Annotated in this window: 21 protein-coding genes and 2 tRNA genes; 10 read left to right on the top strand and 13 right to left on the bottom strand. The window is 54.6% G+C overall.

Annotation, left to right across the window (positions count from 1 at the left end; all coding sequences use genetic code 11):
- Positions 1–71 precede the first annotated feature (71 nt).
- A complete protein-coding gene (locus ACVLVH_RS22740) occupies positions 72–374 on the top strand; it encodes a type II toxin-antitoxin system HigB family toxin (protein WP_036621935.1) in 303 nt (100 codons plus the stop codon).
- The gene (locus tag ACVLVH_RS22735; protein WP_192415454.1) at positions 374–739 is read left to right on the top strand and encodes a helix-turn-helix domain-containing protein; all 366 of its coding nucleotides are present in this window, start codon (positions 374–376) and stop codon (positions 737–739) included. Before ACVLVH_RS22740 ends, ACVLVH_RS22735 begins: the two co-directional genes overlap by 1 nt.
- A 67-nt stretch (positions 740–806) precedes the next feature.
- Here ACVLVH_RS22735 and ACVLVH_RS22730 read toward each other — a convergent pair whose 3' ends face one another.
- Complete coding sequence (locus tag ACVLVH_RS22730) at positions 807–1,394, bottom strand: LysE family translocator (RefSeq protein WP_176972553.1); 588 nt, start codon at positions 1,392–1,394, stop codon at positions 807–809.
- A 136-nt stretch (positions 1,395–1,530) separates the two neighbouring features.
- Here ACVLVH_RS22730 and ACVLVH_RS22725 point away from each other — a divergent pair, with 136 nt between their 5' ends.
- Complete coding sequence (locus ACVLVH_RS22725) at positions 1,531–3,021, top strand: aminotransferase-like domain-containing protein (RefSeq protein ID WP_370581473.1); 1,491 nt, start codon at positions 1,531–1,533, stop codon at positions 3,019–3,021.
- On the opposite strand, the gene ACVLVH_RS22720 is transcribed toward ACVLVH_RS22725, so the two are convergent.
- Positions 2,988–3,611, bottom strand: coding sequence for a glutathione S-transferase family protein (locus ACVLVH_RS22720; RefSeq protein WP_101762777.1), 624 nt, complete (start codon positions 3,609–3,611; stop codon positions 2,988–2,990). The genes ACVLVH_RS22725 and ACVLVH_RS22720 overlap by 34 nt on opposite strands.
- 113 nt (positions 3,612–3,724) lie before the next feature.
- Between ACVLVH_RS22720 and ACVLVH_RS22715 the strand changes: the two genes are divergently transcribed.
- On the top strand, positions 3,725–4,573 hold the full coding sequence (locus ACVLVH_RS22715; protein WP_101762778.1) for a PhzF family phenazine biosynthesis protein: 849 nt from the start codon (positions 3,725–3,727) through the stop codon (positions 4,571–4,573).
- Between the two features lie 82 nt (positions 4,574–4,655).
- On the opposite strand, the gene ACVLVH_RS22710 is transcribed toward ACVLVH_RS22715, so the two are convergent.
- Entirely contained in the window at positions 4,656–5,414 is a 759-nt protein-coding gene (locus tag ACVLVH_RS22710; RefSeq protein WP_192415450.1) for an SDR family NAD(P)-dependent oxidoreductase, read from the bottom strand.
- Positions 5,415–5,529: 115 nt separating this feature from the next.
- On the opposite strand from ACVLVH_RS22710, the gene ACVLVH_RS22705 reads away from it, so the two are divergent.
- From ACVLVH_RS22705 to ACVLVH_RS22695, 3 genes are all read left to right on the top strand, one after another.
- A complete protein-coding gene (locus tag ACVLVH_RS22705) occupies positions 5,530–6,429 on the top strand; it encodes a LysR family transcriptional regulator (protein WP_101762793.1) in 900 nt (299 codons plus the stop codon).
- A gap of 45 nt (positions 6,430–6,474) precedes the next feature.
- Positions 6,475–7,482: an inner membrane protein YhjD gene (gene yhjD, locus ACVLVH_RS22700; RefSeq protein WP_110867713.1), complete on the top strand. Its 1,008-nt coding sequence runs from the start codon at positions 6,475–6,477 to the stop codon at positions 7,480–7,482.
- A gap of 289 nt (positions 7,483–7,771) precedes the next feature.
- The gene (locus ACVLVH_RS22695; RefSeq protein WP_101762781.1) at positions 7,772–9,106 is read left to right on the top strand and encodes an MFS transporter; all 1,335 of its coding nucleotides are present in this window, start codon (positions 7,772–7,774) and stop codon (positions 9,104–9,106) included.
- A gap of 248 nt (positions 9,107–9,354) precedes the next feature.
- Here the strand turns inward: ACVLVH_RS22695 and ilvC are convergent, their stop codons facing one another.
- The gene (ilvC, locus tag ACVLVH_RS22690; RefSeq protein WP_192415448.1) at positions 9,355–10,830 is read right to left on the bottom strand and encodes a ketol-acid reductoisomerase; all 1,476 of its coding nucleotides are present in this window, start codon (positions 10,828–10,830) and stop codon (positions 9,355–9,357) included.
- Positions 10,831–10,991: 161 nt separating this feature from the next.
- On the opposite strand from ilvC, the gene ilvY reads away from it, so the two are divergent.
- Positions 10,992–11,873 carry an HTH-type transcriptional activator IlvY gene (ilvY, locus tag ACVLVH_RS22685; protein ID WP_008106630.1) on the top strand — a complete coding sequence of 294 codons (882 nt, stop codon included), beginning with the start codon at positions 10,992–10,994 and terminating at the stop codon, positions 11,871–11,873.
- Here ilvY and ilvA read toward each other — a convergent pair whose 3' ends face one another.
- The 6 genes from ilvA to ilvL all read right to left on the bottom strand — a co-directional run bounded on the left by ilvA (position 11,874) and on the right by ilvL (position 18,434).
- On the bottom strand, positions 11,874–13,421 hold the full coding sequence (ilvA, locus tag ACVLVH_RS22680; protein ID WP_192415445.1) for a threonine ammonia-lyase, biosynthetic: 1,548 nt from the start codon (positions 13,419–13,421) through the stop codon (positions 11,874–11,876).
- Between the two features lie 3 nt (positions 13,422–13,424).
- Positions 13,425–15,275 (bottom strand): dihydroxy-acid dehydratase, encoded by a 1,851-nt coding sequence (ilvD, locus tag ACVLVH_RS22675; RefSeq protein WP_192415443.1) that lies wholly within the window; start codon positions 15,273–15,275, stop codon positions 13,425–13,427.
- Positions 15,276–15,337: 62 nt separating this feature from the next.
- Positions 15,338–16,267 (bottom strand): branched-chain amino acid transaminase, encoded by a 930-nt coding sequence (locus ACVLVH_RS22670; RefSeq protein WP_007888821.1) that lies wholly within the window; start codon positions 16,265–16,267, stop codon positions 15,338–15,340.
- An 18-nt stretch (positions 16,268–16,285) separates the two neighbouring features.
- Positions 16,286–16,543 carry an acetolactate synthase 2 small subunit gene (gene ilvM / locus ACVLVH_RS22665; protein ID WP_101762784.1) on the bottom strand — a complete coding sequence of 86 codons (258 nt, stop codon included), beginning with the start codon at positions 16,541–16,543 and terminating at the stop codon, positions 16,286–16,288.
- Positions 16,540–18,186, bottom strand: a complete 1,647-nt coding sequence (gene ilvG, locus ACVLVH_RS22660) for an acetolactate synthase 2 catalytic subunit (protein WP_008106622.1) — start codon at positions 18,184–18,186, stop codon at positions 16,540–16,542. The genes ilvM and ilvG overlap by 4 nt, the downstream gene beginning before the upstream one ends.
- Positions 18,187–18,335: 149 nt before the next feature.
- Positions 18,336–18,434, bottom strand: coding sequence for an ilv operon leader peptide (gene ilvL, locus ACVLVH_RS22655; RefSeq protein WP_071531048.1), 99 nt, complete (start codon positions 18,432–18,434; stop codon positions 18,336–18,338).
- Positions 18,435–18,762: 328 nt separating this feature from the next.
- Between ilvL and ACVLVH_RS22650 the strand changes: the two genes are divergently transcribed.
- Positions 18,763–20,283 (top strand): YifB family Mg chelatase-like AAA ATPase, encoded by a 1,521-nt coding sequence (locus ACVLVH_RS22650; protein ID WP_192415441.1) that lies wholly within the window; start codon positions 18,763–18,765, stop codon positions 20,281–20,283.
- Positions 20,284–20,313: 30 nt separating this feature from the next.
- On the opposite strand, the gene ACVLVH_RS22645 is transcribed toward ACVLVH_RS22650, so the two are convergent.
- Positions 20,314–20,652 carry a MaoP family protein gene (locus ACVLVH_RS22645; protein WP_008106616.1) on the bottom strand — a complete coding sequence of 113 codons (339 nt, stop codon included), beginning with the start codon at positions 20,650–20,652 and terminating at the stop codon, positions 20,314–20,316.
- A gap of 121 nt (positions 20,653–20,773) precedes the next feature.
- On the opposite strand from ACVLVH_RS22645, the gene hdfR reads away from it, so the two are divergent.
- A complete protein-coding gene (hdfR, locus tag ACVLVH_RS22640; protein ID WP_008106614.1) occupies positions 20,774–21,595 on the top strand; it encodes an HTH-type transcriptional regulator HdfR in 822 nt (273 codons plus the stop codon).
- A 105-nt stretch (positions 21,596–21,700) separates the two neighbouring features.
- Here hdfR and ACVLVH_RS22635 read toward each other — a convergent pair.
- Positions 21,701–21,776, bottom strand: a tRNA-Trp gene (locus tag ACVLVH_RS22635).
- 8 nt (positions 21,777–21,784) lie between these two features.
- Positions 21,785–21,861: transfer RNA gene (locus tag ACVLVH_RS22630), tRNA-Asp, on the bottom strand.
- Positions 21,862–21,878: the final 17 nt, after the last annotated feature.

The following is a 21,878-nucleotide window of genomic DNA, read 5'->3' as shown; positions in this document are numbered from 1 at the left end:
CTAACGCAAGAAATGTCCCAAATTGGGATTCAAGTTTGTTATAGTCCCAAAACGGGATTAAGATGCGCTGCATGAGAATCATATCGGTAAGGTCATTAAGGGAGTTTATGACGGCGAACCCCGACTCTTCGCAGCCGTTGAGAGCCTGGATTGATGAAGCACAGAAGGCCGACTGGTCAAGCCCGGCAGATATTAAGGAACAATACCGCCACGCCAGCATCCTTAAAGGCAGCCGAGTGGTATTCAACATCAAAGGAAACGATTATCGACTGATAGCGGCCATTGCGTATCCACAGAAGCTGATATTTATAAAGTTTATCGGCACACATCGGGAATATGACGCGATTGACGCTAATACGGTGGAGCAACGCTAATGACATTAACCATTAAACCTATTCATTCCGAACAGGATTACGAAGCGGCTCTTGAAGCTATTTCGCCGCTCTTTGAACATGTGCCCGAGCTCGGCACGCCAGAGAGCGATTATATGATTGTGATGAGCATGCTAATTGAGGCATGGGAAAAAAAGCATTATCCCATTGAGGCTGCCGATCCGATTGAAGCCATCAAGTTCCGGATGGAACAACAAGGGCTTACTGCCAAGGATTTGGAGCCCGCAATTGGCCGCCGCAATCGCGTTTATGAAGTGCTCAATGGCAAACGTTCATTGTCACTGGAAATGATCCGTAATCTGCATAAGCAGTTTGGAATTCCATTAGAAAGCCTGGTCGGATTGTAAGGCGAACGGATCGCCATTAATGGCAACCCGGAAAGTGCAAAGTGCGCATTTTTGCGCACCGAAGTATCTAGCTCAGCAGCACCGCGTCGTACAACATCCACACTGTTGTCGCCACCAGCGACAGCGCCATCAAACTGTTAAACGCCTGACGTTTCCACGCGACCTGCAGATGGCTGCGAAGGCGATCGCCCAGCGCTGCCCAAATCAAAATGCACGGCAGATTCAGTGCGGCGAATCCCAACAGCACCGTCAGCACGCCGTTACTGTTGGCGTACATCAGCGCCACGTTGGTGACCATCAGCCAGGCTTTGGGATTCACCGCCTGGAAACAGATGCCGCCAATTAGCGTCATGGGACGCGGGCGTTCACGCAGTTGCGGCGCGCCAGCGCGGAAAATCTTCCACGAAAGCCACAGCAGATAGCTACAGCCGACTACCGTCAGCGGCAGGCGAATCGCGCCCATCCAGTGCAGCAGCGCATCCAGCGCCACGCTCGCCAGCAGCATCTGTATTGCGCAGCCTAGCAGGATGCCAAACAGCATCGGCAGCGTGCGTTTAAAGCCAAAGTTAACACCCGACGTTGCCAGCAGCAGGTTATTTGGACCCGGCGTGATCGACATCACGGTGACGTAGCTGAAGAATGAGGGATCGAGCATGATGCGCTTCCTGAAGAATCAATGATGCCTTCATGCTAATGCGTATGTTGCAATGGAAACAGAGACACAAAACCACTATTGTAATGGGTACAGTTGTCTCAAAAATGAATTGTACCCATCGCGCGCGGAGGCTTTTGTGTCCCTTCCACTCTCATCCGGTCAAACGCTGTATCAGCAGTTGGTCGATAGCTTTGCCGAGTCGATACATCAGGGCACGCTGAAGCCGGGTAAACGGCTGCCGGCGATACGCCGCGTGGCACAATCGCATCAGGTGAGTATCAATACCGTGCTCAATGCGTGGCAAATCCTCGAAGATCGCGGCCTGATTGAATCGCGGCCGCAGTCGGGTTATTACGTGCGTGGCGTGCTGCCCGCCGTGACGCGTTCAGTAAAACCGCTGCCGGCAAAAATCAACGATCCCAGCGCGCAGAAGCTGGAGCTGATTGAGCAAGTGTTCGCGGCGCAAAATAATCCCGATTACACCAATATCTCATTAGCCTGTCCGCAGGATGGCACCTTCTATCCGGCGGCGCGAATCGGGCGAATTACTGCATCGATTTTGCGCCAGAATCCCGACATTATCGGACGCTATGCGCTTCCACCCGGTAGTGAGCGCTTACGGGAGGAGATTGCGCGTCGTGCCCTGCACAACGGCATCAACTTGCCGCCGCAGGCGATCACACTGACGCACGGCTGCATGGAAGCACTCCAGCTGGCGCTGCGCGCGGTGACTAAACCCGGCGATTGCATTGGTTTGGAGTCGCCGACCTATTTCTTCCTGTTCCCGCTGCTGGCGTCGCTGGGGCTGAAAGCGCTGGAAATTCCTACCGATCCGCAGAAGGGTTTGTCGCTGGATGCGCTGGAGATGCTGCTGCAGGAGAAGCGGGTTCAGGCGGTGATCGCCATGCCCGGCGCGCAGAACCCGCTGGGATATGTGATGCCGCTGGAGAATAAAAAGCGGCTGGCGAAGTTAGTGAACACTTACCACGTTCCGCTGCTGGAAGATGGTTTGTACGACGAATTGCAGTTTGAGTGGCCGCTGTCGCCGCCAGTAAAGGCGTTTGATAGCGAGGGTTGGGTAATTTACTGCACCAGCTTTACCAAAACCGTGGCGCCTGATTTCCGCGTCGGCTGGACTGCTGCCGGGCGTTTTCATGACGCTATCGCTCACCTGAAAGCGGTGTCGTCGATGGCGGAATCACGCTTGTTAAGTGAAACCCTGGCCGAATTTCTTGCCAGCGGCGGCTACGATCATCATCTGCGCACGCTGCGTCGGCGCTATGCCGCCAATCTGGATGCGGCGCGCGGGATTCTGGCACGCCACTTTCCGCAGGGCACGCGCGCGACCCTGCCGCGCGGCGGGTTTGTTTTTTGGGTCGAACTGCCGGGGAACATTGATACCGTAGAGATGTTTCATCGTCTGCTGCAGGAGCAAATCTGTGTGACGCCGGGCGCGCTCTACTCCCTGAGCGATCGTTACAAACATGCGTTGCGCCTCTCCTGCTGCTACCCGTTTGATGAACGTTATACGTGGGCGCTGCAGCGCACCGGCGCGCTGGCCTGTGAAATGACAGGCCTCGCGCCGGGACAGGATCAGGGTTTGCCGTTGCGGCCCCAGGTGGTGTAAGGCTCACGCTCGGTCAGGCGTTCGTAATAAGTCTGCACCGCCGGGAAGTCAGGGTGTTCCAGCGGGGTTTCAAACCAGCGGTTCACCGCCAGCCCAACCGGAATATCGGCCAGCGAGAAATTGCGGCCTGCGACATAGCGCCCGGTTTTCTCCAGATGCTGGTTGAGTATGTTCATGGTGTGCGTCCAGCCTTTCACCGCCGCCGCCAGCAAGCGGGGATCCTGATGCGCCGGCGAGTTGCGCACCAGCGACATAAATGCGTAACGCCAGGACGTGTTAAGTTCGGTGGCTTGCCAATCCATCCACTGATCAACTGGCGCGCGCGCGCGGGGATTGTCGGGATAGAGCCATTCGCCGCCATTGCTGTTGGCGAGATAGCGCAGAATAGCGTTGGATTCCCACAGCACGAAGTCGTCCTCGATTATTACCGGGACCATGGCGTTGGGATTGAGTGCCATAAACTCTTTCGAGTGCAGCGATTGTGGATCATCGCCCCAGGGTTCTAATTCGTACGCAATATCGAGTTCTGCGCACAGCCACAGAACTTTTCGCACGTTTATTGATGAAGTACGGCCAAGAACTTTTAACATTGCGGACTCCGATTCCAGAATTCTTAATCTATTCATAGCCCTGTTGCTGGCCTTTCGCAATCAGCAGGATGTAAATCCCGATTTCAGACAACCTCAACGAGGAAGGAGTGACAATGAAGGTCGCATTTAAACAGGTGGACGTGTTTACCTCATCGGCGTTTAAAGGTAATCCGCTGGCGGTGATCATGGATGCACAGGGATTGAGTGACGCGCAGCTGACGGCGATTGCGCGCTGGACCAATCTGTCGGAAACCACCTTTGTGCTGCCGCCACAGGATGCGTCGGCGGATTACCGCGTGCGCATTTTTACCGTCGAAGGTGAACTGCCTTTTGCCGGGCATCCGACGTTAGGTACCGCGCATGCGCTGCTGGAAGCCGGTTGGCCGCTGAAAACGCCGGGCAAAATCGTGCAGGAGTGCGGCGTTGGTCTGGTTGAGGTGAAAATCAGCGATGACGGAGCGCTGGCGTTTGCCGCGCCTGCCGCCACATTAACGCCGTTCAGTGATGCGCTGATGAGCAGCGCGCTGAACAGTGAATCATTCGATCTCAGCCAAATGCCGACCATCGTTGATATGGGTATTCGCTGGCTGCTGATTCCTATGAGTAGCGCGCAAGCGGTGCTGGATGTGGTGCCGTCCGCAGCCGATTTACACCGTTTACATCAGCATGCTGAGGTTAACGGTACGGCAATTTTTGGTGCGTTACCGTCGGGCGAAAACGAGCAGTATGAAGTGCGCGCATTGCTGGTTGAGAACGGCAGCTTGACTGAGGATCCGGTGACCGGCAGCGCCAACGCCTGTCTGGCGCGCTATTTCGAGGCTAACAAGCAAACGCGGGATTATCGGGCACGTCAGGGCAGCGCGATTCAGCGGGAAGGTCGCATTCAGGTGAGTTTTAGCGATAAAGCGATCTGGATTGGTGGCCAAACCGTGACGGTGATTGACGGGACGATTGAGCTGTAATTGTAATCTGCACCATCCGTAGCGGCGCAATTTATTGCGCAATAAATTGCGCCGCTACGAATATGTGCATCAGTTTATATTTTTACAGACCTTGGCCGCCTGAGGCTTCAATGCGCTGTGCGGTGATCCAGCCGGTTTCATCGCTGAGAATCGCGCTGATGGCATCGCCGATATCACCCGGCAAGCCGACGCGGCCCAGCGCGGTGACTGAAGCGATATGATCGTTGAGATCTTTGGTATCACGCACGCGACCGCCGCCGAAGTCGGTTTCAATCGCGCCTGGCGCCAGAATGTTGACGCGGATATGACGCTCGCCTAACTCTTTGGCCTGATAGCGCGTTAACACTTCCATCGCGCCTTTAATTGAGGCATACGTGCCTGAACCTGGCAGCGTTAAACGGGTTAAACCGCTGGAGATATTCAGGATGCGTCCACCATCAACGATCAGCGGCAGCAGTTTTTGCGTCAGGAAGAACGGCCCTTTGAAGTGCACATTCACCAGCGCATCAAACTCATCTTCGCTGGTCTCTGCAAACAGCTTGTAGTGACCGTGACCGGCGTTGTTCACTAAATAATCAAACCTGTCACGCTGCCAGGTTTTCTGTAGCGCTTCTTTCACCTGCGCCACGAAGCCGTCAAACGTGCCGGTGTCGCCTACATCCAGCTGCAACGCCACCGCACGCGCGCCCAGCGCTTCAATCTCCTGCACAACCGCCTGCGCTTCTTCCGCGTGACCGCGATAGGTAAACAGGATATCGGTGCCTTTGGCAGCCAGTTTCAGCGCCCCATTCTTGCCTAAACCGCGATTTCCGCCGGTAATCAATGCAATTTTATGACTCATGTTTCGCTCCAGTTGGAAAATTGAACACGTGTTAAGGATATTCGTGAATAATTGATCTATAAACGCAGAGGAATACGCAGCACTGTTTCACTAACAACAACAATCGGTGAACAACATGGATAAAATTCACGCTATGCAGGTTTTTGTGCGGGTGGCAGAAATGGGCAGTTTTACCCGTGCGGCAGAAAGCTTAGGTTTACCGAAAGGCAGCGTATCCCGCCAGCTGCAGGCGCTGGAGAATCAAATGGGGACGCGCCTGCTGCATCGCACCACGCGACGTGTGCACCTGACGCAAGACGGCCTGGTTTATTACGATCGCTGCCTCGATTTACTGTCGATGCTCGACGACATGGACAGCCTGTTCCAGCACGATCCCGGCACCTTAAGCGGCAAATTGCGCGTGGACATGTCGGTGGCGATGGCGACCGGCTTTGTGCTGCCACGATTGCCGGAGTTTTTGCAGCACTATCCCGGTCTGGAAATTGAGTTGAGCAGCAGCGATCGTCAGGTTGATGTGATTCGCGAAGGATTTGACTGTGTGGTGCGCGTTGGCGAACTGAAAGATTCCGGGCTGATTGCGCGGAAAATCGGCTCGCACGCGTTGATCAACTGCGCCAGCCCCGGCTACCTTTCCCGCTTCGGCATGCCGGTGCGGCTGGAAGATCTGTCGCAACACGCGATGGTGCATTACACCCAGCAGCTGGGACAACCTTCATTGGGCTTTGAATATTTTGATGGCAAACAGTGTCATTACGTTCAAACCGGCGGCGTAGTGACGGTAAACAGCACCGAAACCTATCGCGCCGCCTGTATGGCAGGGCTCGGCATTATTCAGGTGCCGGCGATTGGCGTGCAACCGCTGCTGGAATCAGGGCAACTGGTGGAAGTGCTGCATCACTTCCCGGCGAAACCGATGCCGATCTCGCTGCTTTATCCGCATCGCCGCAACGTGGCGCGCCGCGTGCGAGTGTTTATGGAATGGCTCAGCCAAGTCCTGCAGGAATATGTAACTTAGCAGACTATAATTGTATTTTCGCAGTGAACAGGATGACTATCGTCTATGACGGACAAAACCCCTAAACAGACCGCGGCCGAGGCAGAAGCCAAGCCGCTGATTGACATTAAAACCGGCAATAAAACCGTGGATGGCTCGATTCAAAATGTGTCGCGCTTCGCTGCCTGGTTCCAGGCGATTCCGGCGGTGGCGCACTTTATGCGCGCGCTGGAACGCTTCAACGATCGTCTCGGTAGCCAGTTTGGCGCGGCGATCACTTACTTTTCCTTTCTCTCTCTGATACCGATTTTGATGGTCTCCTTTGCGGCGGTCGGTTTTGTGCTGGCGTCGAATCAGGATTTGCTCACCGAGTTGATCAACAAAATCGTTAACAGCATCAGCGACCCGACGTTGGCCACCACGCTGAAAAATACGGTGAATACCGCGATTCAGCAGCGCGCTACGGTGGGATTAACCGGTTTGCTGCTGGCGCTCTACTCCGGCATTAACTGGATGGGCAACCTGCGTGAAGCGGTGCGCGCGCAGTCACGCGACGTGTGGGAACGCACGCCGGACGATCAGGAGAAATTCTGGAAGAAGTACGCGCGCGATCTGATTTCGCTGTTGGGTTTGATGTTTGCGCTGGTGATTACGCTGTCGCTGACCTCGATTGCCGGCGCGGCGCAGGCAGCGATCGTTAACGCGCTGGGGCTGGAAGACATTGAGTGGCTGCGTCCAGCGATGACGGTGATTGCGTTATCCATCTCTATCCTGGCTAACTATCTGCTGTTCCTGTGGATCTTCTGGATTTTACCGCGCCACAAGCCGCGTAAAAAAGCGCTGTTCCGCGGCACCCTGCTGGCGGCGATTGGCTTTGAGGTGATCAAGTTTGTAATGACGCTGACGCTGCCGAAGCTGGCAAGCTCGCCGTCGGGCGCGGCCTTTGGTTCAGTACTCGGCTTAATGGCGTTCTTCTACTTCTTTGCGCGTTTGACGCTGTTCTGCGCCGCGTGGATCGCCACCGCCAAATACAAAGATGATAAAGAGATGCCGCAGCCGCATCAGGCTAAATAAGCCAACGAGGTTGTTACAATTGCCGTACTAGCTAAAAATGTCTCCTGCTGGCTGCTTTTTCAGCAAAAACCAGCAGGAAACGCTAAAGGGTCACTTTAATTTGGCCCTTTTGCAGAGATTCCCGCCAAAAAAGTGACACTTCCCGTTCCCATCCGCCACTGATCGCAGCAACTCAGAAATTATCCACTTATTCGCCGAAAAAGCCCGGTCTGACGCGGTTTTTCGCCATTGAATGCCGCAAACCAGGTGCGTAAGATTCTCTGTCTACATTTACAATTAAGAAACACTTATGCAAGCCTCCATCACAGAAACACTCGACAAAAAACACGACGACACACCGGTCAATTCACGTGGCAAAGTGGTTGTGGCATCGCTTGTCGGCACCGCCATTGAGTTCTTCGATTTCTATATCTATGCCACCGCCGCAGTGATCATTTTCCCGCACATCTTCTTCCCGCAGGGCGATCCGACCGTGGCCACGTTGCAGTCGCTGGCGACTTTCGCGATCGCCTTCGTGGCGCGTCCTATCGGTTCTGCCGTGTTTGGACACTTTGGCGACCGCGTTGGCCGTAAAGCCACCTTGGTGGCATCGCTGCTGACCATGGGCGTCTCGACGGTGCTGATTGGTTTACTGCCAGGTTATGAAACCATTGGCGTGGCAGCGCCGCTGCTGCTGGCGCTGGCGCGTTTTGGTCAGGGTCTTGGCCTTGGTGGCGAATGGGGCGGCGCAGCACTGCTGGCGACCGAAAATGCTCCGGCGAAGAAACGTGCGCTTTATGGTTCGTTCCCACAGCTCGGCGCGCCGATTGGCTTCTTCTTCGCTAACGGCACGTTCCTGCTGCTTTCATGGTTGCTGACCGACGAGCAGTTCATGAACTGGGGCTGGCGCGTGCCGTTTATTCTCTCAGCGGTGCTGGTGTTAATTGGCCTGTATGTGCGCGTTTCGCTGCATGAAAGCCCGGTATTCGCCAAAGTGCAGAAAGAGAACAAACAGGTGAAAATGCCGATCGGCACGCTGCTGAGTAAGCATCTGACCGCCACCATTCTCGGCACCTTCATCATGCTCGCCACTTACACGCTGTTCTACATCATGACCGTGTATTCGATGAGTTACGGCACTGCACCCGCACCGGCTGGCCTTGGCTATTCGCGTAACAGCTTCCTGTGGATGCTGATGGTGGCGGTGATTGGTTTTGGTGTGATGGTGCCGATTGCCGGTCTGCTGGCCGATCGCTTTGGTCGTCGTAAAACCATGATCACCATTACGTTGATGATTATCGCCTTTGCATTGATGTTCCCAATGCTGCTGGGTTCCGGTTCTCAGGTGCTGGTAATGGGCTTCCTGATCCTTGGTCTGAGCATTATGGGCCTGACGTTTGGTCCGATGGGCGCGCTGCTGCCAGAGCTGTTCCCAACGGAAGTGCGTTATACCGGCGCATCGTTCTCTTACAACCTATCGTCGATTCTTGGTGCCTCGGTAGCGCCTTATATCGCCACCTGGCTGAACGCCCATTACGGTTTGCAGGCGGTGGGTTTCTATCTGGCTTCGATGGCGGTGCTGACGTTGATCGCGCTGATTGCCTGTAAAGAGACGCGAAATCAAACGCTGTATGAAGCGGTGTGATTGAGCTGACTGTACTTTGTACGTGCTTGCTGTCCCCCATCCCGGCCTTCCCCCGCTAGCGGGGGAAGGAGACGCTGCCACATGCAGCTTCAGAACTAACATATGGCAGCATCTTCCTCCCCCATTCATGGGGGAGGACCGAGGAGGGGGACACCGAGCACATACCTAGAGCAACAGCGAGCACCAATAACAAAAAACCCCGGCAAGCCGGGGTTTTTTATTGTGCTGAAAACTGTGTCGCGCGTGGCTTAGCCAGCGACAGCGATACGTTTCATATCGGTCATGTAGCCACGCAGTTTGCGGCCTACAGATTCGATTGGGTGCTGACGAACGGCTTCGTTGACGTCACGCAGCTGCGCGTTATCCACCTGCGTACCTTCAACTGCTTTGCCCAGATCGCCCGGCTGCAGCGTGGTCATGAACTCTTTCAGCAGTGGAACTGCCGCAAAGGAGAACAGGTAGTTACCGTATTCTGCGGTATCCGAGATCACCACGTTCATTTCATACAGACGCTTACGTGCGATGGTGTTAGCAATCAGCGGCAGCTCGTGCAGTGATTCGTAGTAAGCCGACTCTTCGATGATGCCCGCGTCAACCATGGTTTCGAATGCCAGCTCAACGCCTGCTTTGACCATCGCAACCATCACGACGCCTTTGTCGTAATATTCCTGCTCTTCGATTTTGCCATCAAACTGCGGTGCGTTTTCGAATGCCGTTGCGCCGGTCTCTTCACGCCAGGTCAGCAGGTTTTTGTCGTCGTTAGCCCAGTCAGCCATCATGCCTGAAGAGAATTCGCCAGAGATGATGTCATCCATGTGCTTCTGGAACAGCGGAGCCATGATGGTTTTCAGCTGCTCAGACAACGCATAAGCGCGGATTTTTGCCGGATTAGACAAGCGATCCATCATCAGCGTGATGCCGCCAAACTTCAGTGATTCGGTGATGGTTTCCCAGCCGAACTGAATCAGTTTTTCGGTGTAAGCCGCGTCATGACCTTCAGCCACCAGCTTGTCGAAGCACAGCAGAGAACCGGCCTGCAGCATACCGCACAGGATGGTCTGCTCGCCCATCAGGTCAGATTTCACTTCCGCAACGAAGGAAGATTCCAGCACGCCTGCACGGTCGCCGCCGGTCGCTGCTGCCCAGGCTTTAGCAATCGCCATGCCTTCGCCTTTCGGATCGTTTTCCGGGTGAACGGCGATCAGCGTAGGTACACCGAAACCACGCTTGTACTCTTCACGTACTTCCGTACCCGGGCACTTCGGCGCCACCATCACGACGGTGATGTCTTTACGGATGGTTTCGCCTACTTCAACAATGTTGAAACCGTGTGAGTAACCCAGCGCAGCGCCATCTTTCATCAGCGGCTGAACAGCCTGAACGACCGCAGAGTGCTGCTTGTCTGGCGTCAGGTTAACCACCAGATCGGCCTGTGGGATCAGCTCTTCGTAAGTACCGACTTTGAAGCCGTTGTCGGTCGCTTTGCGGAAAGAGGCACGCTTATCAGCAATCGCTTCAGCACGCAGGGCATACGCCACGTCCAGACCAGAATCACGCATGTTCAGACCCTGGTTCAGACCCTGAGCACCACAGCCAACGATGACCACTTTCTTGCCTTTCAGGAAGCTAGCGCCATCAGCGAATTCGTCGCGTGACATGAAACGACATTTGCCCAGCTGCGCTAATTGGTTGCGCAGATTCAATGTGTTGAAGTAATTAGCCATGGGTACTCCGGTTAGATGTTGTGTTTGTTTTTGTTCAGTAACGACGTTATCTCTTACGCCGCGAATGACCCCATCATATGACAGGAAATCCGTTGCTTAAATTGATATATTAGCAAGGTCACATTGCATAATTTGCAACATAACCTTGAGGCGATACGCGCATGGATTTACGAGACCTGAAACTCTTCCTTCATCTGGCTGAAAGCTGCCACTTTGGCCGCACCGCGCGTGCCATGCACGTCAGCCCTTCAACTCTTTCGCGCCAGATTCAGCGCCTGGAAGAGGATGTCGGTCACGCGCTGTTCCTGCGTGATAACCGCACCGTCACGCTAACCGAAGCCGGTGAGCGCCTGCGCCAGTTTGCGCAGCAGACGTTGCTGCAGTATCAGCAGTTACGCCATGTGATGGATCTTAACGGCCCGTCACTGAGCGGTGAACTGCGCCTGTTCTGCTCGGTGACCGCCGCTTACAGCCATCTGCCGCCGATTCTTGACCGCTTTCGTGCTGAACATCCGCAGGTAGAGATCAAACTTACTACCGGTGATGCCGCCGATGCGATTGAGATGGTGCAGTCCGGCGACGCCGATCTCGCCATTGCCGGTCGCCCAGAATCGCTGCCGGCCAGCATAGATTTTACGCCACTGGGCCTGATTCCGCTGGTGCTGATCGCTCCGGCGCTGCCTTGCCCGGTGCGCAATCAGGCGACGCAGGAGCAACCCGATTGGGCGCAAATTCCGTTTATCCTCCCGGAACAAGGACCTGCACGCCGCGGCATCGATTTATGGTTCCGCCGCCAGCGCATTCCCAATCCGCAGATTTATGCCACGGTTTCCGGTCATGAGGCGATTGTGTCAATGGTGGCGCTGGGATGTGGTATTGCGCTGCTGCCGGATGTGGTGCTGGAGAACAGCCCGGAACCGGTGCGCAATCGCGTGTTAACGCTGGAGAATGTGGAGTCTGTCGCACCGCTGGAACTCGGCGTTTGCGTACAAAAAAAGCGGCTCGGAGAGCCGCTTATCAATGCGTTCTGGCACCAGCTGTAATCACTGCCCGGCGAGGAAGAAACGGAACGCCGGGTTGCTCGCTTCGTCATGCCATTCGTAACCCAACGCGGTGAGATGGGTTTCGAAATCCGGTTCCTGATCGTTGGCTTCAAATGCCGCCAGCACGCGGCCATAATCGGTGCCGTGGCTGCGATAATGGAACAGCGAGATATTCCAGTGCGCACCCAACGTCTGCAGGAACTTCAGCAGCGCGCCCGGTGCTTCCGGGAATTCAAAGCTAAACAGGCGTTCGCGCAGCGGCTTCGATGGACGTCCGCCGACCATGTAGCGCACGTGCAGCTTGGCCATTTCGTCATCCGACAGATCCACCACGTGATAACCGGCTTCGCTCAGTTGGCTGATGATCTCACCGCGCTCCTCCAGCCCGCGCGTTAAGCGCACGCCGACGAAAATGCAGGCGTTATCCGCATCGGCGTAACGATAGTTGAACTCGGTGATGGAGCGCCCGCCGATGGTCTGACAGAACTTGAGGAAACTGCCCTGCTGTTCTGGAATGGTGACCGCCAGCAGCGCTTCACGCTGTTCGCCCAGTTCGCAACGCTCGGAGACATAGCGCAAGCCGTGGAAGTTGACGTTGGCACCCGACAACACGTGCGCCAGGCGCTCACCTTTGATGTCGTGCAGCTGGATGTACTTCTTCATACCCGCCAGCGCCAGCGCGCCGGAAGGTTCCGCCACGGCGCGCACATCTTCGAACAGATCTTTCACCGCTGCGCAAATTGCATCGCTATCCACCGTGATGATGTCATCGAGATACTCCTGACACAGACGGAAGGTTTCGCTGCCGATGCGTTTGACCGCTACGCCTTCCGCAAACAAGCCCACGCGCGCCAAATCTACCGGTTCACCCGCTTCCAGCGCGGCCTTCAGGCAGGCTGAATCTTCCGATTCCACGGCAATCACTTTGATCTGCGGCATCAGCTGCTTGATCAGCACCGCGACACCCGCCGCCAGACCACCGCCGCCGACCGGCACGAAGACGCGATCGAGATGCGCATCCTGCTGCAGCAACTCCATCGCCAGCGTGCCCTGCCCGGCGATCACCGCCGGATGGTCAAACGGAGGAACGAAGGTGTAACCCTGCTGCTCTGCCAGCTCAATCGCTTTGGCTTTCGCCTCGTCGAAGTTGGCACCAAACAGATAAGCCTCACCGCCAAATGCGCGTACTGCATCAACCTTGATGTCTGCCGTGGCCAGCGGCATCACAATCAGTGATTTGATGCCCAACGTGCTGGCCGAAAGCGCCACGCCCTGCGCATGGTTACCGGCCGAAGCCGTGACCACGCCGCGAGCTTTTTGCTCTTCGTTCAGCCCGGCAATCATCGCGTAAGCCCCGCGCAGCTTGAAGCTATGCACCGGCTGACGATCTTCACGCTTCACCAAAATGGTGTTGCCAAGACGCGATGAAATTTTTTCCATTTTTTGCAGCGGCGTCACCTGGGCAATTTCATACACCGGTGAACGCAGCACTGCGCGCAAATACTCCGCGCCGTTTGGCGTCGCGGAGAGCGGTTGAGACTCAGCCATCGGTTAGCCTCCCAGCTTGGACTTATCGCGTACCGCGCCTTTGTCTGCGCTGGTCGCCAGTGATGCATAGGCGCGCAGGGCAAAGGAGACTTCACGTACGCGGCCGTGCGGGGTATAAGCCGCATCGCCGCGCGCTTGCTCTTCTTCACGACGGGCATGCAGTTCGTTATCCGGTACCGCCAGCTTGATGCCACGGTTGGGGATATCGATCTCAATCATGTCGCCATCTTTCACCAGCGCGATGGTGCCGCCGCTCGCCGCTTCCGGAGAGGCGTGACCAATCGATAAGCCTGACGTGCCGCCAGAGAAGCGACCATCGGTGATCAGTGCGCAGCTTTTGCCAAGGCCCATGGATTTCAGATAAGTGGTCGGATAGAGCATTTCCTGCATGCCCGGTCCGCCTTTCGGTCCTTCGTAGCGGATCACCACGACGTCGCCGGCTACCACTTTGCCGCCAAGGATCGCTTCAACTGCATCATCCTGGCTTTCGTACACCTTCGCCGGGCCTTTGAAGGTGAGGATCTCTTTGTCTACACCCGCGGTTTTAACGATACAGCCATCTTCGGCAATGTTGCCGTAAAGCACAGCTAAGCCGCCATCCTGCGAGTACGCGTGTTCGCGAGTACGAATACAACCCTCGGTACGGTCATCATCCAGCGTGTCCCAACGGCAGTTCTGCGAGAACGCCTTGGTGGTACGAATACCAGCAGGACCGGCGCGGAACATATCCTTCACCGCCTGATCTTTGGTCAGCATGATGTCGTACTGATCGATGGTTTCACGCATGCTCTGCTGCAGAATGTTGCGCGCGCTGGTGTCGATCAAACCGGCGCGATCTAACTCACCGAGAATGCCGATAACGCCACCCGCACGGTGCACATCTTCCATATGGTATTTTGGCGTACTTGGCGCCACTTTGCACAACTGCGGCACTTTGCGTGACAGACGGTCGATATCGGAGATATTGAAATCGATCTCGCCTTCCTGCGCGGCAGCCAGAAGATGGAGAACGGTGTTGGTGGAACCGCCCATGGCGATATCCAGCGTCATCGCATTCTCGAACGCCGCTTTGGTGGCGATGTTACGCGGCAGCATGTTGACGTCATCCTGCTCGTAGTAGCGTTTGGTCAAGCTAACGATGCGCTTACCGGCATTGATGAACAGCTCTTTACGATCGGCGTGTGTGGCCAGCAGTGAACCGTTACCCGGCTGCGACAAGCCCAGCGCTTCGGTCAGACAGTTCATCGAGTTGGCGGTGAACATACCGGAACAGGAACCGCAGGTTGGACAAGCAGAACGTTCGATCTGATCGCTGTCGGCATCGCTGACGTTCGGGTTGGCGCCCTGAATCATCGCATCAACCAGATCCAGCTTGATGATTTGATCAGACAGTTTGGTTTTACCGGCTTCCATCGGGCCGCCAGACACAAAGATCACCGGAATGTTGAGGCGCAGTGACGCCATCAGCATGCCAGGAGTGATTTTGTCACAGTTGGAGATACATACCATGGCATCGGCGCAGTGCGCGTTGACCATGTACTCCACTGAATCGGCAATCAGCTCACGTGAAGGCAGTGAATACAGCATGCCGCCATGACCCATGGCGATACCGTCATCCACCGCAATGGTGTTGAACTCTTTGGCCACGCCGCCAGCTGCTTCGATTTCCTCAGCAACCAGTTTGCCAAGATCGCGCAGGTGCACGTGGCCCGGTACGAATTGGGTGAATGAGTTGACCACGGCGATAATCGGCTTACCGAAATCGTCGTCGGTCATTCCTGTCGCGCGCCACAAGGCACGGGCACCGGCCATGTTACGTCCATGGGTGGTGGTGGCGGAACGGTACTTTGGCATGCTCTATTTACTCCAGTAATAATAAAGTTGCGGGCGCCATCTGACGCCCGCAAAAAATCTCGTTATGCGTTAACCGGATCCAACCAGCCCCACTTGTCTTCCGTCTCGCCAGTGAACAGGCCAAAAAATGCCTTCTGGATACGACCGGTGACCGGACCACGTTTACCTTCGCCGACCTGAATGCCGTCGACGCTGCGCACCGGAGTGATCTCCGCTGCAGTACCTGACATGAAGACTTCGTCGGCCAGATACAGGGATTCGCGCGACAGAACCTGCTCACGCACTTCAATACCCATGTCTTGCGCCAGCTTGATGATGGCGTCACGGGTGATGCCCGGCAGCGCTGAAGAGGTGAACGGCGGCGTGAACAGAATGCCATCTTTCACTTCGAACAAGTTTTCGCCAGCACCTTCTGAAATATAGCCGTTGGTGTCGAGCGCGATACCTTCCTGATAGCCGTGGCGGCGCGCTTCGCTGCCTACCAGCAGAGAGGAGAGATAGTTACCACCCGCTTTCGCGGCGGTTGGCAAGGTGTTTGGTGCAACGCGGTTCCACGAAGAAACCATGGCATCGATACCGTTTTCCAGCGCTTCAGCGCCCAGGTAAGCACCCCAGGGGAAGGCAGCGATGATTACATCGGTGGTGTAGCCATCTGGCGGGTTCACACCCAGACCCACGTCACCCACGAAGGCCAGCGGACGGATATAAGCGCTTTTCAGTTTGTTCACGCGGATCACTTCGCGGCACGCTTCCATCAACTCATCAACGCTGGCTTTAATCGGGAAACGGTAAATTTTGGCGGATTCATGCAGACGCTTCATATGCTCACGGTGGCGGAACACCACTGGACCTTTGTGTGAGTCGTAGCAACGCACGCCTTCAAACACAGAAGTACCGTAGTGCAGGGCGTGAGACATAACGCTGACCTTGGCGTCTTCCCACTTAACCATCTCACCATTGAACCAAATAAAGTCTGCTTTCTTCGTACTCATTGCTTTTTCCTTTGGCGACTATGCGCGGATTTGTTGTGTTGTCTGTTGTTGGATCTCGACGCAAGCGACATCCATAAGTTTGCTTAACTGCGAAGACAGTAAATCGACTGAGCGTTGGCTGGCAACGGTCATTTCGATATTAATGTTCTCCGCATTGACCGCGGTGGCCATATTCATTGCACACACCTGGAAACCACGGTGACGCACGACACGCAAAATGCGCTCCAATATTTCAGGACGAAAGCGGGCTTCGATAGACAATTGATGCTGATTCATGCGGTTTTCTCCATCATGTTTGCGTTGCTGGCACCTGGCGGTACCAATGGCCAGACGTTTTCATGCTCATCTATCGAAACATGCAGGAAGTAAGGACCTTCACTGTTCAGCAGAGCATCGAGGGCGGCGTCGACCTGATCTTTACGGCTAATGCGCTGGCCTGGGATATCAAACGCGCTGGCCAGCGTAAGGAAATCGGGGTTGTCGGTCAGAATGGTTTCGCTGTAGCGACCATCAAAGAACAGTTGCTGCCACTGGCGCACCATGCCGAGACGCTGGTTATCCAGCAGCAGAATTTTCACCGGCAGCTTGCCGCGCTTGATGGTGCCCAGCTCCTGAATGTTCATCATGATAGAACCATCGCCAGACACGCAGATCACTGTGTCCTCTGGACGTGCCACCTGCGCACCAATCGCCGCCGGCAGGCCAAAGCCCATAGTGCCGAGACCGCTCGAGGTGATGAAGTTTTCTGGCGCGGTGAAACTCATGTGCTGAGCGGCCCACATCTGGTGTTGACCTACATCGGTGGTGACCACGGCGCTGTCCGCTTTGCGGTCAGACAACTGCTTCAGCAGCAACGGCGCGTAAATCGCTTCGCCGGGATGATCGTAGCGCCAGTCGAACTCGCTTTTCATCGCGCTGACTTCTTTGCGCCAGCCATCAATGTGCATTGGCATGCTCAGTGCCGGCAGCACCTGATTCATATCGCCCTGCAGTGAAACGTGAGCACGGCGCAGTTTGTTCAGCTCGGCAGGATCGATATCGATATGGATGACGCTGGCGTGCGGTGCGAAGGTGTCCAGCTTGCCAGTAACGCGGTCGTCAAAACGCGCGCCAACCGCAATCAGCAAATCACAGGATTGTACCGCGAGGTTAGCGGCTTTGGTGCCGTGCATGCCCAGCATTCCGAGATAAAGATCGCTGCTGGCATCCGCGCTACCAAGACCTTTCAGCGTAGAAACCATCGGGATACCGGTTTCCTGCGCCATGGCACGTAAGGCTGGAACCGCCTGCGCCATACCCACGCCGCCACCGATATACAGCATCGGCTTATGCGATTGCGCCATCAATGCGCGCGCCTCTGCAATGTGCTGAGCGGAGTGGCTGATTTCTTCCTCAACTGGCAGCAGATGAGGCGTCAGTTCGCCATTGGCGATCTGAATGTCTTTCGGGATATCGACCAGTACCGGGCCGGGACGACCCGATTGCGCGATGGCAAAAGCTTCTGCCATCACTGAGGGTAAATCATCAAGCGATTCAACGAGGAAACTGTGTTTGGTGCAGGCTAACGATAAACCAAGAACGTCTATTTCCTGGAAGGCGTCGGTGCCGATGAAGGCCGATGATACCTGGCCGGTGATCGCCACAACCGGGATCGAATCCATCATCGCATCCGCCAAACCGGTGATCAGGTTGGTGGCGCCGGGCCCCGAAGTGGCGATACATACGCCAGTCTTGCCGGTTGCGCGGGCATAACCGATAGCAGCCATCACCGCACCTTGCTCATGACGACACAGTAGGTGTTCCACGCCGCCATCGTAGAGCGCATCGTACACTGGCATGATTGCGCCGCCAGGATAGCCAAACACTGTATCGACACCCTGCGCGCGTAAAGCCTGAACTACCCACTGTGCACCTGTCATGGTTATTCTCCTGTATTCCTAGGGGAACAACAGAATTTTATGCTACTGCTCATAATCTGTTCCTCGCTAATTTGCTGATATTTAGCCTGGTCAAAAAAAAACCCCCGGACCTTTCGGTGCGGGGGTTTTTGGAATTCCAGACTTGATTTTTAAGCCTTTCTTTCTCCAAGCGATGCCCCGCACGGTGGGATAATAATCACCACCACGCTAATCACGACTAGGCTAATCACTTGTAGAAGGGCTTTCATGTGTTGTTTATTTTTTCGATTGTTCGAAGTAATACCTACAGAGTTACCATAGTTAGCGTGTCGTTGACAATAATTTTCATTGGAAAATTTTATGATGCCGCTGGCGGCCCGCCGTTATCACATTGTAAATAAAAGGTTATTTACATTTGTGATAAAAATTCATAACGCCCGCGTCGTAATCTTCATTTGGAGTTTACGATCAAGCTCTGATTTTCAGTGAAAGAGCGGCAATTATCAGGGAATGTAAGGAATCTGGCTCTGAAGTTGAGCAGTAAGCCATTGTTCATCTGTCTGGCTGCTTTGATGATAAGGACAACAAGGAGCGGTTATGTCTTTATCGAAGGTATTAACACGAGCTGCGCTGGGTGTTCAGGCTCCGCTGGTGACGGTGGAAGTGCACATCAGCAACGGCTTGCCGGCCCTGACGCTGGTTGGACTGCCTGAAACCACGGTAAAAGAAGCGCGGGAACGGGTGCGAAGCGCGATTATTAATAGCGGGTTCACCTTCCCGGCGAAACGCGTCACCATCAATCTGGCGCCTGCCGATCTGCCAAAAGAGGGCGGACGCTATGACCTCCCCATCGCTATCGCCATTCTGGCGGCCTCTGAGCAGCTGCCAGACGCAAAACTCGGGCAATATGAATTCCTGGGGGAGTTAGCACTTAACGGCGCGCTCTGTGGCGTTCAGGCCGCTATTCCAGCTGCGATGGCGGCACTGCAAGCGGGCAGACAAATGGTGTTAGCTGAACAGAATCAACAGGATGTAGGGTTGATTCAACATGGCGAGACGCTGGTAGGCAAACATCTGGTAGAAATCTGTGCGTTTCTCCATAACAAAACCACTCTCACTGTCGCGCATTATCAGCCCGAAACGCTTGAACAGGAAAAGCGGGACCTCAGCGATATCATTGGCCAGGATCAGGGCCGACGTGCACTGGAGATCACTGCAGCCGGCGGCCATAACCTATTACTGATTGGGCCGCCTGGCACCGGCAAGACCATGTTGGCGACGCGTCTGCCCGGTATCATGCCACCGTTAGACGACCAGGAAGCGCTGGAGTGCGCCGCTATAGCCAGCCTGGTAAGCAGTGGCAATCTCCATCATCAGTGGCGCAAACGGCCGTTCAGAGCGCCTCATCACAGTTCATCACTCTATGCGCTGGTTGGGGGCGGCTCCTTGCCGCGGCCGGGAGAAATCTCATTGGCACACAATGGCGTGTTATTCCTCGATGAGCTGCCTGAGTTCGAGCGCAGAACGCTTGATGCTTTGCGCGAACCGATTGAATCCGGGGAAATCGCCATTTCACGCACGCGCGCTAAAGTGACGTATCCTGCGCGCTTTCAATTGATCGGCGCGATGAATCCCAGCCCGACCGGGCATTATCAGGGCAACCATAATCGCTCATCACCTCAGCAGGTGTTGCGCTATCTCAATCGGTTATCAGGACCTTTTCTCGATCGCTTTGATTTATCGTTAGAGGTCCCACTTCTGCCCAGTGGATCGCTAAGTAAGAAACAACAAGTCAGCGAAAGCAGCGCTGAAGTTTTAACTCGCGTCCTCGCCGCACGAAAGATTCAAACAGCACGCAGCGGAAAAGTGAATGCTCATCTCTCTAACCCAGAGATTTTACGCTGGTGTCCATTGAAGCAGCAGGATGCTGAATGGCTGGAAGAAGTGTTGAATTCGTTGGGGCTTTCAGTACGCGCCTGGCAGCGGATTTTAAAGGTGGCCAGGACAATAGCTGATTTAGCAGGTGAAGAGCAGATTACTCGTAGTCATTTGCAGGAAGCGGTGGGATATCGCAGCATCGACCGCTTAATGATCTATGTGCACAAGACTCTGGAATAAAAAACGGGGCTTATATAAGCCCCGCTATTCTTAATCATCGCTATCGCTAAAATCTTCCACCGTATCCATCTGCGGCTTGCCGCCAGATAGCGTATGGAAACGCTTAGGTCGCTTGATACGTGCGGTATATTTCGACCATACACGTTCAGCTTCCGTTTGTGGCTCACGAAGACCACGACATACTTCTAAAAATGAACGCTCTTCTTCTGTAATGGGTTCACGCTTAGCGAGATCCAGTTCATTAAAGGCGTAACCGTGGCGCTCCAGAAGCTGAGCTTCTTTAATGGTGAAATCACCATGACGCGAAAAACCACGTGGGTAATGTTTGTTATCAAAGAAACGATTCGTTGTTGCGAAGCTATCCGCCATTTTACACGCTCCTGACTCTCATATGGCCGTGCTATTTATGGCGCGGAGTATTAGATAGGCTTGACAGAGTGTAAAACAAAACATTTAAATCAGTACGACAAACAATTTTTGGGAGAATGCAGTGGATACGGAATTACTGAAAACTTTCCTCGAAGTGAGCAGAACACGCCATTTCGGGCGTGCTGCTGAAGCGCTTTACCTCACGCAATCTGCCGTTAGTTTTCGCATTCGTCAGCTGGAAAATCAGCTGGGCGTAAACCTTTTTACTCGTCACCGTAATAACATCCGGCTGACTTCAGCAGGCGAGCGTTTATTACCCTATGCCGAAAGCCTGATGAGCACCTGGCTGATGGCCAAAAAGGAAGTTTCGCATACACAACAGCATCATGAGCTTTCAATAGGAGGTAGCGCATCCCTTTGGGAAGCGTACTTAACTCCCTGGTTGCAAACACTTTATGAGAATCGAGAAAGCCTTCATCTTGAGGCACGTATCGCCCAGCGACATTTACTGGTTAAGCAATTGCATGAACGTCAGTTGGACCTGTTGATCACAACTGAAGCGCCAAAAATGGATGAGTTAACCAGCCAGCAAATAGGGCATATTTCGCTCGCATTATTCCGGGCGCGTAAAACCGAGAAGCGTGAAAAATATGACTATATCAAGCTGGAATGGGGCGCAGATTTTCATCAGCATGAAAGTTATCTGTCTAGTGATGATGTTCCCGTATTAACCACCACATCCGCACATTTAACACGCGAATTACTGCATACCACCGGTGCTTGTGCCTTTTTACCTGATTTTTGGCACGGCATTTATAGTGATTTGATGGTTATTCCAGATACACCCGTCGCCGTGCGACCGTTATATGCGGTGTGGCTGCAGAATAGCGATCAGCAAAGTCACATTCGTCAGCTGCTTAAATATCCGGTTTTGACACAATAAGATAATAAATGAGGGAGTTTGAGTGGATCACAGTGAAACTCAAACTCATTTCACTGCCGAATTTTGGACAAAAAAAATCCTTTGCCGAAGCAAAGGATTATTTTCTGGCAGGGGCGGAGGGACTCGAACCCCCAACACCCGGTTTTGGAGACCGGTGCTCTACCAATTGAACTACGCCCCTAATTAGGGTGGCGGAACGGACGGGGCTCGAACCCGCGACCCCCTGCGTGACAGGCAGGTATTCTAACCAACTGAACTACCGCTCCACCGATTCTGTACTGAT

The sequence above is a fragment of the Kluyvera sp. 1366 genome (assembly GCF_054823405.1).
Note: the sequence above shows the minus strand (reverse complement) of the source record. Positions and strands in the feature narration are given on the sequence as shown.